The 14,302-nt window shown below is 39.7% G+C and carries 16 protein-coding genes; 14 read left to right on the forward strand and 2 right to left on the reverse strand.

Going from position 1 to position 14,302, the window contains the following annotated elements:
- Positions 1 to 58: 58 nt before the first annotated feature.
- Positions 59 to 1,045 (reverse strand): ABC transporter substrate-binding protein, encoded by a 987-nt coding sequence (locus AC3WJG_RS17100; protein WP_028409618.1) that lies wholly within the window; start codon positions 1,043 to 1,045, stop codon positions 59 to 61.
- Positions 1,046 to 1,224: 179 nt separating this feature from the next.
- Between AC3WJG_RS17100 and AC3WJG_RS17105 the strand changes: the two genes are divergently transcribed.
- From AC3WJG_RS17105 to AC3WJG_RS17130, 6 genes are all read left to right on the forward strand, one after another.
- Positions 1,225 to 2,229, forward strand: coding sequence for a FecCD family ABC transporter permease (locus AC3WJG_RS17105; RefSeq protein ID WP_028409617.1), 1,005 nt, complete (start codon positions 1,225 to 1,227; stop codon positions 2,227 to 2,229).
- On the forward strand, positions 2,226 to 3,275 hold the full coding sequence (locus AC3WJG_RS17110; protein WP_050688951.1) for a FecCD family ABC transporter permease: 1,050 nt from the start codon (positions 2,226 to 2,228) through the stop codon (positions 3,273 to 3,275). The genes AC3WJG_RS17105 and AC3WJG_RS17110 overlap by 4 nt, the downstream gene beginning before the upstream one ends.
- A gap of 26 nt (positions 3,276 to 3,301) precedes the next feature.
- The gene (locus tag AC3WJG_RS17115; RefSeq protein ID WP_013059664.1) at positions 3,302 to 4,129 is read left to right on the forward strand and encodes an ABC transporter ATP-binding protein; all 828 of its coding nucleotides are present in this window, start codon (positions 3,302 to 3,304) and stop codon (positions 4,127 to 4,129) included.
- Positions 4,119 to 4,889: an IucA/IucC family C-terminal-domain containing protein gene (locus AC3WJG_RS17120; protein WP_028409615.1), complete on the forward strand. Its 771-nt coding sequence runs from the start codon at positions 4,119 to 4,121 to the stop codon at positions 4,887 to 4,889. The genes AC3WJG_RS17115 and AC3WJG_RS17120 overlap by 11 nt, the downstream gene beginning before the upstream one ends.
- Entirely contained in the window at positions 4,882 to 5,139 is a 258-nt protein-coding gene (locus AC3WJG_RS17125; protein ID WP_028409614.1) for a YusU family protein, read from the forward strand. The genes AC3WJG_RS17120 and AC3WJG_RS17125 overlap by 8 nt, the downstream gene beginning before the upstream one ends.
- 173 nt (positions 5,140 to 5,312) lie before the next feature.
- Positions 5,313 to 6,230, forward strand: coding sequence for a proline dehydrogenase family protein (locus AC3WJG_RS17130; RefSeq protein WP_028409613.1), 918 nt, complete (start codon positions 5,313 to 5,315; stop codon positions 6,228 to 6,230).
- A gap of 79 nt (positions 6,231 to 6,309) precedes the next feature.
- Here the strand turns inward: AC3WJG_RS17130 and AC3WJG_RS17135 are convergent, their stop codons facing one another.
- Positions 6,310 to 6,459 (reverse strand): YuzL family protein, encoded by a 150-nt coding sequence (locus AC3WJG_RS17135; protein ID WP_013059660.1) that lies wholly within the window; start codon positions 6,457 to 6,459, stop codon positions 6,310 to 6,312.
- A gap of 184 nt (positions 6,460 to 6,643) precedes the next feature.
- Between AC3WJG_RS17135 and AC3WJG_RS17140 the strand changes: the two genes are divergently transcribed.
- The 8 genes from AC3WJG_RS17140 to AC3WJG_RS17175 all read left to right on the forward strand — a co-directional run bounded on the left by AC3WJG_RS17140 (position 6,644) and on the right by AC3WJG_RS17175 (position 14,187).
- Positions 6,644 to 9,025 (forward strand): 3-hydroxyacyl-CoA dehydrogenase/enoyl-CoA hydratase family protein, encoded by a 2,382-nt coding sequence (locus tag AC3WJG_RS17140; protein ID WP_176524082.1) that lies wholly within the window; start codon positions 6,644 to 6,646, stop codon positions 9,023 to 9,025.
- 12 nt (positions 9,026 to 9,037) lie between these two features.
- Positions 9,038 to 10,216 (forward strand): acetyl-CoA C-acetyltransferase, encoded by a 1,179-nt coding sequence (locus AC3WJG_RS17145; protein ID WP_028409611.1) that lies wholly within the window; start codon positions 9,038 to 9,040, stop codon positions 10,214 to 10,216.
- A 23-nt stretch (positions 10,217 to 10,239) separates the two neighbouring features.
- Positions 10,240 to 12,024, forward strand: a complete 1,785-nt coding sequence (locus tag AC3WJG_RS17150; protein ID WP_060745815.1) for an acyl-CoA dehydrogenase FadE — start codon at positions 10,240 to 10,242, stop codon at positions 12,022 to 12,024.
- A 116-nt stretch (positions 12,025 to 12,140) separates the two neighbouring features.
- Positions 12,141 to 12,497 carry an arsenate reductase family protein gene (locus tag AC3WJG_RS17155; RefSeq protein WP_028409609.1) on the forward strand — a complete coding sequence of 119 codons (357 nt, stop codon included), beginning with the start codon at positions 12,141 to 12,143 and terminating at the stop codon, positions 12,495 to 12,497.
- Positions 12,498 to 12,632: 135 nt separating this feature from the next.
- Positions 12,633 to 13,016, forward strand: coding sequence for a glycine cleavage system protein GcvH (gene gcvH / locus AC3WJG_RS17160; RefSeq protein WP_013059655.1), 384 nt, complete (start codon positions 12,633 to 12,635; stop codon positions 13,014 to 13,016).
- Positions 13,017 to 13,095: 79 nt separating this feature from the next.
- Positions 13,096 to 13,341, forward strand: a complete 246-nt coding sequence (locus tag AC3WJG_RS17165) for a YusG family protein (protein WP_013059654.1) — start codon at positions 13,096 to 13,098, stop codon at positions 13,339 to 13,341.
- A gap of 181 nt (positions 13,342 to 13,522) precedes the next feature.
- Entirely contained in the window at positions 13,523 to 13,873 is a 351-nt protein-coding gene (locus AC3WJG_RS17170) for a toprim domain-containing protein (protein ID WP_013059653.1), read from the forward strand.
- Positions 13,874 to 13,887: 14 nt separating this feature from the next.
- Positions 13,888 to 14,187: a thioredoxin family protein gene (locus AC3WJG_RS17175; protein WP_328249046.1), complete on the forward strand. Its 300-nt coding sequence runs from the start codon at positions 13,888 to 13,890 to the stop codon at positions 14,185 to 14,187.
- Positions 14,188 to 14,302: the final 115 nt, after the last annotated feature.

A 14,302-nucleotide genomic window follows, 5' to 3' on the forward strand; every position in this document is an offset into this window, starting at 1 on the left:
GAAATACATTATACATGAAAAAAGAGCTTCGATTCGTCGAAGCTCTTTTTTCATATTATTATTGTTTTTTATTTAAGAAGATTTTTTCAATATCATCAAGTACGATATTAGCTGCTAATACACCGCCTGCTGTATTCCAAGTAGCATCATCTACTTTGTGAACATGATTTTCTTGAGCTACTTTTAACTTTTTGAAAAGCGGATCGTTTATCCATTCTTTTTCAAGCTTTGTTGCTTCACCGTCTCCCGTTTCATAAGAGAAGTAGAATAGCTGATCGCCGTCCATTGCCGGAATACGTTCTTTTGTTGCATTCATTTCAGCAAAATCATTTTTGTCTTGAGATTCAGGGCGAGCGAAGCCAAGCTGATCTAAAATAACGCCTGAGAACGAATCTTTATGATAAATACGAACGTCTCCAGCTGTAAAGCGTACAACTGAGATTTTTTGTTTTAACTGATCTCCAAGGCGTTTTTTTAAATCTGCTACGCGATTGTCATAGTCAGCTAATACTTCTTTACCTTTTTCTTCTTTATTTACAGCTTTTGCATATAGCTTAAAGTTTGATTTCCAGTCTCCGCGCAGCTCTTCAGAAAATACAGTCGGAGCAATTTGACTAAGCTGGTCGTATACTTTTTCTTGGCGCATTTTATTTCCGATAATCAAGTCAGGCTTTAAAGCAGCGATTGCTTCTAAGCTTGGCTCACTTTCTGTACCCACACTTTTAACGCCTTTCATCTGACCTTTGATATGGTCGTACCACGGATTTCCTAACCATGATTGAACAGCACCAACAGGCTTTACACCCATTGCAAGAAGAGCCTCAGTACCTTCGTTTGTTAAAACGACAACTCGTTTAGGTGTTCCTTTAATCTCTGTTTTATCCATTGCGTGTTTTACTGTATAAGTTTCGCCAGAACCCTCAGTTTTTTCTTTTTTATCATCGTCAGCGCTGTTTGAATTACCGCAGGCTGCCAGCACAAGCAGTGTCATAATGGTAAGAATGGATAACAAATATGACAACTTGCCTTTAGAATATGTATTCACATCTCTTCCCCCTCTTAAGTGATAATGATTTTCATTAACAATTAAGATAATATTCTAACTTTTAAGCGGTGTCAATTAAAAATTGAAAATGATTCTCAAAATCATTGACACTTTTTTCAATGTTTCCTAAACTAAAGGTTAGATATATATAGGAATCATCTTAGAGGAGAGCAATGAAAATGATGCTACGCAGTGTTCAAATGAAAGTAATGGGGCTCATCATTGGAATCATGCTGCTTTTAATCTGTATTGGATTAAGTATCGTACTCGGATACACAGATACAAGTATCAAGACAGCATTTGAAGCTTTTCAAGCGTTTAACGGTTCGAATGAGCACATAGTTATTCAAAATATTCGATTGCCGCGCGCTATAATCGGTGCTGTGGTAGGTATTTGTTTAGGAATTGCAGGAGCAATGATGCAGGCGTTAACGAAAAACCCACTTGCTTCACCGGATATTATTGGTGTGAACGCTGGGGCCAGCTTTTTTATTGTTGTTGCAGTGATGATTTTTTCGGTCAATTCACTTCAAGCTTTTACGTGGATTGCATTTGTAGGAGCGGCATTAACCGTAGTGGTTGTCTATTTTCTTGGATCCCTCGGAAAAGAAGGATTAACGCCTATTAAATTGACGCTCGCAGGAGCGGCTATTGCAGCCTTTTTCTCTTCTTTAACACAAGGACTGCTGGCTGTAGATGAATCTTCGCTTGATCAAGTTCTTTTTTGGCTGGCTGGATCTGTGCAAGGACGCAAGGTGGAAATGCTGTATGGCATACTGCCTTATATAGTACCAGCAATCATTGTCACGTTTTTTATCGCTTCAAAAATTAATATTTTAACGATTGGTGAAGATGTAGCTAAAGGATTAGGTCAAAGAACGATTCTTGTCAAAATTATAAGCGGCATCATTATTGCCATTTTAGCTGGTGGAGCCGTTGCAGTAGCCGGTCCGATTAGCTTTGTCGGAATTATTGTTCCTCATGTTGTAAGAGCAATTGTAGGACAAGATTATCGTTGGGTATTTCCCTATAGTGCGGTTGCCGGAGGCATCTTAATTTTATTAGCCGATGTTGCAGCCAGGTATGTCATTATGCCTCAAGAAATCCCTGTTGGAGTCATGACTGCTGTTATTGGTACGCCTTTCTTTATCTATATGGCAAGGAAAGGGGCAAAGGCGTCATGAAAACATACTTATCTCTTCGCTTAAAGAGAATTTCATTTTTGGTTAACATAAAAGCAGCTCTGATCATTATTGGATTTTCAGCTGCACTTGTTGCTCTCTTTTTATTGAGTGCAGGTACGGGTGACTTATTTATTAATCCACTTCGTGTGATTAACATTTTAGCGGGTCATGGATTGGAGTTTGAACGATTAGTTGTTACATCTTTTAGACTTCCACGCATTATTGTTGCCATTTGTGCCGGTATTTGTCTAGCTATTGCAGGCGCTATCTTGCAGGGGCTTGTGAGAAATCCGCTTGCTTCACCAGACTTAATTGGATTAACAGGAGGAGCGTCAGTCGGTGTAGTGTTATTTTTGACACTATTTAGTGATAAAAGCAACTCGTTAACCGTAAGTATTAATTGGATGCCTGTTAGCGCATTTTTAGGTGCAGTGGCAGTGGCGCTTTTACTTTATGTGTTTGCCTGGAAAAATGGCGTCTCTCCTATTACACTAGTATTAATAGGAATTGGATTAACAGCGTTAACGAAAGCCATGACCACGCTGTTTATGATTATGGGTCCTATCTATCGCGCCAGTCAGGCAAATATTTGGATCACAGGAACGGTGTATGGTTCAAATTGGGCCAGTGTTTCCGTACTAGTTCCTGTTACAATAGGGCTGGTTATAATCACGATTTTAATGATTCGAAATTTAAATGTTCAAGAATTAGGTGAAGAAATTGCGACTAACGTTGGAAGTCGCGTTCAAAAAAATCGATTGGCACTATTGCTGATGAGTACAGCTTTAACAGGAAGCGCCGTTGCATTTGCCGGCGGAATTAGCTTTGTAGGATTGCTTGCTCCACATATTGCCCGAAAGCTGGTAGGTTCTTCATTCGGCGCTTTAATACCGCTATCGGCATTAATCGGAGCGATTTTAATCACAGCAGCAGATTTAATTGGCCGAACATTTTTCTTGCCAATCGAAGTGCCAGCAGGTGTATTTACAGCTGCAATTGGCGCACCGTACTTCATTTATTTACTATACAAACAAAGAAACGTATAGCATTCTTTGTAGAAGGAGCGATTCGCATGCATTCGTTAGAAACAAAATCGCTAACATTATCATATGGAGAAGCGATGATTATAGATGAGCTTGACGTTACCATCCCAAAGGGTGAGATTACGGTCTTTATCGGCAGTAATGGATGCGGAAAATCTACGCTGCTGCGTTCACTAGCAAGGTTATTGAAGCCACATGCCGGCTCTATTTTACTAGAAGGCTCTAAAATTTCCTCTCTTCCGACAAAGGAAATTGCAAAGCAGCTAGCAATTCTTCCACAAGGTCCTGTTGCACCTGAAGGGTTGACCGTGCTGCAACTTGTTAAACAAGGGCGCTATCCGTATCAAAATTGGTTCCGTCAGTGGTCTCAAGAAGATGAAGAAAAAGTACAAAATGCACTCGAGGCAACAGGTTTAGCAGACTTGGCTGATCGTCAAGTTGATTCGCTTTCTGGAGGACAGCGTCAGCGCGCATGGATTGCCATGACATTAGCACAAGATACGGATATTATTTTACTTGATGAACCGACAACGTATTTAGATATGACACATCAAATTGAGATCTTGGACTTGTTATTTGAATTGAATGAAAAAGAAAATCGTACCATCGTAATGGTGCTGCACGATTTAAACTTAGCCTGCCGCTATGCTCATCATATTGTGGCGCTTCAAGATAAAAAAATCTATGCACAGGGAAGACCAGAAGAAGTCATTAACTGCGATTTAGTACAGCGAGTCTTTAATATGAACTGTGAAGTGACGGTGGATCCGTTATTTGGAACGCCTCTTTGTATTCCTCATGGGCGCGGACGATGTATTGTGAATAAGCTGCGCGTTGAAACGCAGCATGCTCAATAAGAAAGAGCAAAGCGAGTTAGCAGAAAAATTCCGCTGTACGTTTAAAGATAACTCGCTGTACAGGTTGTCTCCCTCCAGCTGCATGGATGAAAGCACGCTGCGGATGCAGCTGCTATGGATTCAACAGACGATGGAGGCTGATAACTTGAGAGCAGCTGCCTCCATGTTAGCTAAGCGGTATAGCTTTGTTGTGGTGGCGGCTTTGTATTCATTTATTGTGTTTCAAAAAAAGATAAATGCATCGACTAAAAATGTTTCGTTGCATACAGAAGACGCTGAAACAATGTGGCTCCCAAAAGTGTTCATCTCAGAAACTGAGACGAAAGAAGTAACAGAGGACAATCAGAAGATTCTTCTTGATGAACTTCTTGATGAATTGTTTGCTCATCACATTGAGCCGATATGGTCATCGCTGCATAAAGTGACAAAAATCTCGAAGCTGACGCTGTGGGAAAACGTAGCTGTTTATATTCACTGGCTTTATGATTTGCTTTTAGCAAATGAAGAAATAGAAAATGTGCAAGTGCAAAAGAATTTACGATACGTGTTGGAAGAAGCTGAGGGTCATCACTTTGGTTCATACCATCATAATCCGCTTTCTCGGTACAGTTCACCTCCTCCATATGTAAAGAAGCAAAAGCAGGAGATAAGGGTTCGGCAAACGTGCTGTTTATCTTACCAAACAGGAGCTAAAGAGACTTATTGTCAAACGTGTCCGGTTATTTGTAAACCAAAGAAAGGAGTGATTGTGCATGAATAAAACCTTTCAAGAGCAATTCGACGGTTTGATTGAAAAGTATACAGAACTAATGGTCGGTGAAAGTGACGAGCAGCTACAAGAAAAAGTAAAAATGTGGGCACTTTACAACCATATCTCAAAATCCATGCCGCCTTTAACCAAGCATTGGAATCAATTATATCCAGAAGCAAAAGCGGAAATGGTCGAGATTGTAAAGGAAATCAAAGAGCTGAATGAAGCGCATCGAGCGTCACAGCGAAAACCAGAATAAAAACATTCATCACGAAGCTGATGGATGTTTTTTTATCCAAAAGCTCCCGGTCGCTTTTTGGTTTTGTGTGCATACGTTAATAAAGGGTGCCTATCTAGTTTAAAAAATGGTAAAATTAATGATAATTAAATAAATTTTGTGAGGCGTATGACAAGTGAAGGCGGGGGGTTGCTTTGGAACAAACGATAAGAAACTTTTTTTTATTGTTATCAAAAAGCAAAAAGTTAACAAAGCTGGCTAAGCGCTATGGCTTACGTTTTGGAGCAGCAAGGTTTGTTGCAGGGGAAACCATCGATGAAGCTGTTAGTGTGATAAAAAAGCTAAATGAACAGGGATTAAAAGTAACGGTTGATTATCTTGGCGAGTTTGTGGAAAGTGAAGTTGAAGTGGATCATGCTGCAGCTCAATGCATAAAGGCTATTCACCTTATACACAAAGAAAGATTAGATTCAGAAATTTCTTTAAAATTAACGTCTATGGGACTGGATATTTCAGAAGATTTGGCCCTTCATCATATGCGGCGTATTCTTGAAGAAGCGGAAAAACATAGCGTATTTGTGACGATTGATATGGAGGACTATAAGCGATGCAGCAAGACGATTAAGCTATTTAAACAATTAAAAAATGAGTATGAACACGTAGGGACGGTGCTTCAAGCATACTTATATCGAACAGAAAGTGACATCCGTGAATTAGATGCGTATGCTCCTAAATTAAGGTTAGTGAAAGGCGCATACAAAGAAGCAGCAGACGTGGCGTTTCCTGATAAAGAAGACGTGGACGAAAACTTTCAAAACATCATTGGACTTCACTTATTAAACGGTCACTACACAGCAGTTGCTACTCACGATGAACGAATCATTCAGTATACAAAAGAGTTTGTTAAAAAACATGGAATTTCAATGAATCAGTTTGAGTTTCAGATGCTATACGGGATTCGATCAGAAAGGCAAGTTCAGCTCGTAGCAGAACAATATAAAATGAGAGTGTACGTTCCTTATGGAACGGACTGGTATGGGTACTTTATGAGGCGCCTTGCAGAAAGACCTGCAAATGTCGCATTTGTCTTAAAAGGAATCGTAAAAAAATAATAATGAAATGGTCGTGATGACAAAGTAAGAAATAATCAAAAATCGAACATGATTCGATTACTCATGTTCGATTTTGAGGTTAATGTCCTTGAGTGTTATGCTTTGTGTACTGTTGGTTTTGAGATGTCTTTTTGCCGCGGCCGTGCGGTTCATTAACCGGTCCAGCATTTCCTTTAACGCTTGCTGCGCTTACGCCTGCTGACGATGGATCCTTCTTTAATTTGCTCACAAAATCACCTCCTGTGTATTAAGATAACCAAACACATTAAAAATAGTTAGAGATAATATTGTGAATATATTGCGAAAATTTAAAAAATGTTTTATAGTAAAAACAGAGATTAACAGTGACTCTCTTTTTTTACGCATAAAATGAATGACCATTCATTCAATATATTAAAGGGGATGTGGGGATAATTATGAACATAAAAAAAGCCGCCGTTTTAGGTTCAGGAGTTATGGGCTCTGGAATTGCAGCTCATTTAGCGAATGTAGGAATTCCAACGCTTTTGCTAGACGTGGTTCCAACTTCATTAACAGCAGACGAGGAAAAAAAACAGCTAACGCTTGAAGATAGGCAAGTGAGAAATCGGTTGAGTACAACCGCTGTAGCTAAATTAACGAAGCAAAAACCAGCGCCTTTAACGTCTAAGTCATCACTATCGTTGATTACGCCAGGAAACCTTGAAGATCATTTACAGCAGTTAAGCGACTGTGATTGGATTATTGAAGTAGTAGTGGAACGTCTTGATATTAAACAGCAGTTATTTGAAAAAATTGACAGTGTACGAAAAAAAGGAAGTATTGTAAGTTCAAACACTTCAGGAATATCGATCCACGAAATGGCTAAAGGACGCTCAGAAGATTTTAAAGCGCATTTTTTAGGAACGCACTTTTTTAATCCACCGCGTTATTTAAAGTTATTAGAAATCATTCCAACTCATGACACAAAATCAGAAATTGTTGAATATATGAAAACGTTTGGTGAAGATGTATTAGGTAAAGGAGTAGTTATTGCAAAAGATACGCCTAACTTTATCGCCAACCGTATCGGTACGTACGGTTTACTTGTGACCGTTCAAGAAATGTTAAAAGGTAATTACAGCGTGGGAGAAGTTGACTCTGTGACGGGCCCCTTAATTGGAAGACCAAAAAGCGCAACGTTTCGAACACTAGACGTAGTGGGACTAGACACATTTATTCATGTGGCTAACAATGTATTTGACAAAGTAGAAGGCAAAGAAAAAGAAGTGTTCGATGTCCCTTTATTTATGAAACAAATGCAGGAAAATGGCTGGCTCGGAAGCAAGTCGGGGCAAGGCTTCTTTTTAAAGAAAGGCAAGGAAATTTTAGAACTTGATCCTAGTACACTTCAATACGTTGAGAGAAAGAAGTTAAAAACAGCTTCTACCGAATTAAGCAAGCAGGCAAAAGGGCTGCAAAATAAAATGAAAGCGCTTATATATTCTGATGATCGTGCCGGACAGCTTCTTTGGAATGTGATCAGTCCCGTTCTTGTATATGCAGCACAGTTAAAAAATGAAATCGCCGACGATATCGTGGCCATTGATCAAGCTATGAAGTGGGGATTTGGCTGGAAAATGGGTCCTTTTGAGACGTGGGATGCAATTGGTTTAGAAAAGTCAATTGAGAAGATGGAGCAGTCTGGTTTAGCAGTTCCGCAGTGGGTAAAACAAATGCAGGAAAATGGATTTACAAGCTTCTATAAAGAAATGGAAGGTCAAACGCTTTACTACGAAGATGAAGAGTATAAAGCGGTAAAAGAAAATAAAAAGGTGATTCACCTGTCATCTTTACGTTCTCAAAATAATGTCATTTTAGAAAACAGCGGAGCGAGTTTAATTGATTTAGGAGATGATGTGGCGTGCCTGCAGTTCACCTCTCCTAACAATGCAATCGGGCTAGATATTATTAGCTTATTAAATCAGTCTCTTGAAGAAGTGAATAAGAACTATAAAGGACTGGTCATAGGAAATCAAGGGAAAAATTTCTGCGTTGGGGCTAACTTAGCTATGATTTTAATGGAAGCACAAGATGACAATTATTTTGAAATTGAATTTGTCATTAAACAATTTCAACAGGCAATGATGAAGGTGAAATACAACGAAAAGCCGGTTGTTGCAGCTCCATTTGCGATGACGCTTGGAGGCGGAGCAGAAATTTGCTTACCGTCAGCTAAAATCCAAGCTTCTGCTGAAACTTACATGGGCCTTGTAGAAGTAGGAGTCGGACTTATTCCTGGTGGAGGAGGTAATAAGGAGCTTTATATCAAACAGTTAAATGGTTTACCGAACGGTGTAACGCTCGATCTTCAGCAAATTGCCAATAAAACATTTGAAACAATTGCTACTGCAAAAGTATCTGCTTCTGCTGCAGAAGCTAGACAGCTAAACTTTTTAAATCGCCATGATGGCATCAGCGTAAACGGAGATCATTTGCTGAATGATGCGAAGAACTCAGTCCTTGCTTTACATGACACGGGCTATAAACCACCTGTAAGAACTAAAATTCCTGTGGTTGGAGAAACAGGATATGCAACGTTGCTGCTAGGAGCTCAATCCATGAAATATTCAGGATATATATCAGAACATGATTATAAAATTGCTAGCAAGTTAGCATTTGTGTTAGCCGGAGGACGTGTAGCGTTCGGTTCGGAAGTTGATGAAGAGTATTTGCTGGACTTAGAGAGAGAAGCATTTTTAAGTCTTGTTGGTGAAGCGAAGTCTCAAGAACGTATGCAGCACATGTTAGTTAAAGGAAAACCACTGCGTAATTAAGGGGGAGAAAAAATGAGAGAAGCAGTTATTGTAGCAGGTGCTAGGACACCGGTCGGAAAAGCAAAAAAAGGTTCACTGGCAAGTGTTAGACCTGATGATTTGGGAGCCATCGCGGTTAAAGAAACTCTTCGCCGAGCAGGCGGATACGAAGGACCAATTGATGATTTAATTATTGGTTGTGCGATGCCTGAAGCAGAACAAGGTTTGAATATGGCTCGAAATATTGGCGCTCTTGCGGGTTTGCCTTATACGGTGCCAGCAATAACGATTAATCGTTATTGTTCGTCAGGTTTGCAAAGTATTGCCTACGGTGCAGAACGAATTATGCTAGGGCAAGCCAAAGCAGTGTTAGCTGGAGGAGCAGAATCAATGAGTTTTGTTCCGATGTTTGGAAACGTAGCGCGTCCGAATGTTCAGCTGGTTGAAAATGCGCCGGAATATTATATGGGCATGGGACATACAGCAGAACAAGTGGCGATGAAATACGGCATTTCACGTGAAGACCAGGATGCGTTTGCTGTACGCAGCCATCAAAAAGCAGCAAAAGCACTTCAAGAAGGGAAGTTTAACGACGAAATTGTTCCGGTGGAAGTGACGCTTCGAAAAGTGGATGAAAACAATAAGCTCCGTGAACAAAAGCTGATGTTCTCTCAAGATGAAGGAGTTCGTCCCGGCACAACTGCAGACGTATTAGGAAAACTTCGTCCAGCTTTTTCGGTTAAAGGATCCGTAACAGCTGGAAACTCTTCGCAGACAAGTGACGGAGCTGCATCCGTTTTTCTAATGGATAAAGAACAAGCTGAAGCAGAAGGGTTAAAGCCTTTGCTTAAGTTTCGCTCATTTGCAGTTGGAGGAGTTCCGCCTGAAGTAATGGGGATTGGCCCGATAGCTGCCATTCCTAAAGCTCTTAAACTAGCAGGGCTGGAGCTTTCTGATATTGGATTGTTTGAATTAAATGAAGCATTTGCTTCTCAAGCACTTGGCGTTATTCGTGAATTAAATATTAATGAAGATAAAGTAAATGTAAACGGAGGCGCTATTGCCTTAGGTCATCCATTAGGCTGTACCGGAGCTAAGCTGACTCTTAGCTTAATGCACGAAATGCAGCGTCGAAATGAGCAGTTTGGAATTGTCACGATGTGTATTGGCGGAGGAATGGGAGCTGCTGGTGTATTTGAATTGTTAGCATAATCATTTCAAAGGGGGATATGAACATGTCAAATAAAACAAAACAAATGATTAAAGGTGGAAGCTTTTTAATTGAAGAAGGCGATGCAAGCCGCGTCTACACGCCGGAGGATTATACATCTGAACAAAAGATGATTGCCAAGACGACAGATGAATTTGTAGAAAATGAAGTCCTTCCACAAGTGGAATATTTAGAAAAGCATGAGTTTGACCGTTCTGTAAAGTTATTAAAACAAGCTGGTGAATTAGGCTTGCTTGGTGCAGATGTACCGGAAGAATACGGTGGACTCGGTTTAGATAAAATTACCTCGGCTTTAATTGCTGAAAAAATGTCTCGAGCAGGCGGGTTTTCCATCACTCATGGTGCTCACGTAGGAATTGGGTCATTGCCAATCGTCTTATTTGGAACAGAAGAGCAAAAGCAAGCATATTTACCTGCTTTAGCAGTTGGGGAAAAAATAGCAGCATATGCGTTAACAGAACCTGGTTCTGGTTCCGATGCCCTCGGTGCTCGAACAACAGCTCGCCTTAACGCAGAAGGCACACACTATGTGTTAAATGGAGAAAAGCAGTGGATTACGAATGCCGGATTTGCTGATGTGTTCGTGGTGTATGCGAAAATCGACGGCGATAAATTTTCTGCTTTTATCGTTGAACGCGAATTTCCAGGTGTTTCGGTTGGACCGGAAGAGAAGAAAATGGGAATCAAAAGCTCCTCAACCAGAACGTTGATTCTTGAAGATGCGCTTGTTCCAAAAGAAAACGTGTTAGGTGAAGTTGGCAAAGGGCATGTGATTGCGTTTAACATTTTAAATATTGGGCGCTACAAGCTTGGAGTTGGAGCAGTTGGAGCAGGGAAACGTGCGTTAGAAATCACGTCTCAATATGTTAACCAGCGTCAGCAGTTTAAAACGCCCATTGCTAAATTTTCATTAACCCAAGAAAAAATAGCAACAATGGCTTCTAAATTGTACGCAACTGAAAGCTCCGTCTATCGTACGGTAGGACTTTTTGAAGACCATATGGGCCAGCTTTCAGAAGAACAGCAAAAAGACGGAAAACAAATTGCCGCTTCCATTGCTGAATATGCCATTGAATGCTCATTAAACAAAGTGTTTGCCACGGAATCTCTTGACTACATCGTAGATGAAGGGGTGCAGCTTCACGGAGGCTATGGTTTTATGAGTGAGTATGAAATTGAGCGCCTGTATCGTGATTCCCGCATTAACCGTATTTTTGAAGGAACAAATGAAATTAATCGTCTCTTAGTACCAGGCACGTATTTACGCAAAGCGCTAAAAGGAGAGCTTCCGCTGCTTCAAAAAGCACAAACGCTTCAAGAAGAATTGATGATGCTTATGCCGCAGGAAGTAGGCAATGAGCCGTTAGATCAAGAAAAAATGCTTGTGCAAAATGGGAAGAAAATTGCGCTCTTGCTTTTAGGTCTAGCTGCACAGAAATACGGTAAAGAATTAGAGAAAGAACAAGAAATTCTCGTTAATATTTCCGATATGATTAGTAACGTATATGCAATGGAATCCACTGTTTTACGTACTGAAAAAGCGATTTCCAAAACAGGTGCAGATCAAAACAGCTTGAAGGTAAAATATACACAAGTATTTTGCCAAGAAGCATTTAATCGAATTGAAGCAGATGCAAAAGAAACGTTAATTGGCGTTGAACAAGGTGATACGCTTAGAGTCATGCTTTCGTCTCTTCGCAAGTTAACGCGCTATACACCAATCAATGTGATTAGCGTAAAGCGCGAGATTGCAAAAACGCTTCTAGAAGTAGAGAAGTTCACAGTTTAAGGGAAAAAGGAGCTCGTTTTACGAGCTCCTTTTTGTTTAAGAAGCCTCTATCTAGGTAAATGATAAAGGATGTGTTAAAATACGAAAAAAGCTTAAAATAAAGGGTGGTTGACGAAATGTCATTATTTTTTTATTCATATCCAAAGTGTGGCACGTGCCGAAAAGCCAAGAAGTGGCTGGATGATAACGGAGTAGCGTATGAAGAAATTCATATTGTAGAAAGCCCGCCAACAAAAGAGCAGCTGCAATCTTATTATCAGAACAGCGGCTTAGAATTAAAAAAATTCTTTAATACAAGCGGTAAAAAATATCGCGAATTAGGGCTTAAAGATAAAGTAAGCAGTGCGAGTGAAGACGAACTGCTGTCTATTCTTGCGTCAGATGGCATGTTAATTAAGCGTCCGCTGCTAACAGATGGACAAAAAGTAACGCTTGGCTTCAAAGAAGAGCAGTTTGAGGACGTGTGGAAGTAAGTTTTCAAATAGAAAATTTTTACCTTTTACGTTACACTGTTAATAGGAAGTTATTTTAGGTTGTAGAAAGTGTTCTCCACGTTGAAGGCGCTTTTTATATAAACAAATTACGATACATATTTTGGAGGGATTAAGATGAGTACACCAAAAGATTTGCGTTATTCTGAAGAGCATGAATGGGTAAAAACAGAAGGAGACGTTGTCCGCGTAGGTATTACGCATTTCGCTCAAGCTGAGCTTGGCGACATCGTATTCGTTGAACTGCCAGAAGTAGGAGCAACAGTAGAAGCTGACGAGCCGTTTGGCAGCGTTGAATCAGTAAAAACAGTTTCTGAGCTTTACGCACCAATTAGCGGTGAAGTTGTAGCAGTAAACGATAACTTAAGCGATAGCCCTGAACTTGTTAATGAATCTCCATACGAAGAAGCATGGATGATTACAATCAAACCGTCTGATGCTTCTCAAGTAGACAAGCTAATGACAGCAGAGCAATACGAAGAAATGACAAACGAAGGATAATACTCCTCCATAAATTGTCTTTATGAAAAGTTTTTGACTGGACACTCTATTAGTAAACAAACTAAAGGAGTGTCTTTTTATGTTTGAAAAACAAAAAATGGACGTTACAGATCGCGTTACAGCTAAATTTCATGACGGCGGCATGAAATTATATGTTGATAAGCAGCCAATTGGTGAAGTTAGTTACGGAACAAGCGGCAATGAATACCGCTTTGAAGAAGGGTATTCGCAAGAAAATAATAAATTCTACCAATATACAGATGTACAAAAGCAAGGTGAAACGCAAAAATATACAGACTGCGACGAAGAAGCAGGATGGTGCTAAACAGTGGCAACTGCCGCTGTTTTTCTTGTTTTATGGAAACAATATGGCTTAAGATGCCTTTTAAAACAGTTCTTTCTTGCAAATTTCTTTTAAAAAACAGGTGAACTGTGATACATTAACGAATATTGTATAGCATAAAGAAATGATGTTACTATACAACTGACGATTATGGGTGATGAAAATGGGGCTAATTGAAATTGAAAAAGTAATTATTGTCGAAGGAAAATCAGATAAAAAACGTATCCAAGATATCATTCGAGAACCAATTGAAATTATCTGTACAAACGGTACGATTAGTTTATCAAAGCTGGATGAAATTATTGACTTTACGTTTAACAAAGAGGTATACATACTCGTTGACTCTGATGATTCAGGGAATAAGCTAAGAAAACAATTTAAACGAGAGCTTCCGGAAGCAGAGCATCTATATATTGATAAAATGTACCGAGAGGTTGCTGCCGCCCCTAGACATCACATAGCAACAGTATTACTGAGTGCCAATATCGATGTTAATGCAGAATTTTTAACATAAAAGGAATGAGCAACATGCAAGAATGGAGCGAAAAACAGCTTGACGATCAGTTAAAAGAAGGACAAAGAGCGTTTATCTTTTTCCATACACCTTTTTGCGGGACATGTCAGCTGGCAAAAAAAATGTTAACCGTAGCAGAAGCAATGCTGCCTGGTGTGACCATCGGAATGAGCAATTTAAATTATATGCCTTCAAAAGCAGAAGTATTTTCAATTGAAAGTGTACCTTGTTTGATTGAAGTGAAAAATGGCGAAATGGTAAAAAAACTCTATGCGTTTCATTCCATCGAGCACGTACTTGAAGAGTTTCGATAATCAAACGTTTGTTTAAAATGAAGAAATGGAACGAGAGCAAACCGTTGGGGCTGTTGAAATCTTGGGATATTATCCCAAGAACAAAATCTGTTGACAGCCTATCTGACACATGCTA

This window comes from Priestia sp. FW507-14D1A (genome assembly GCF_058781295.1).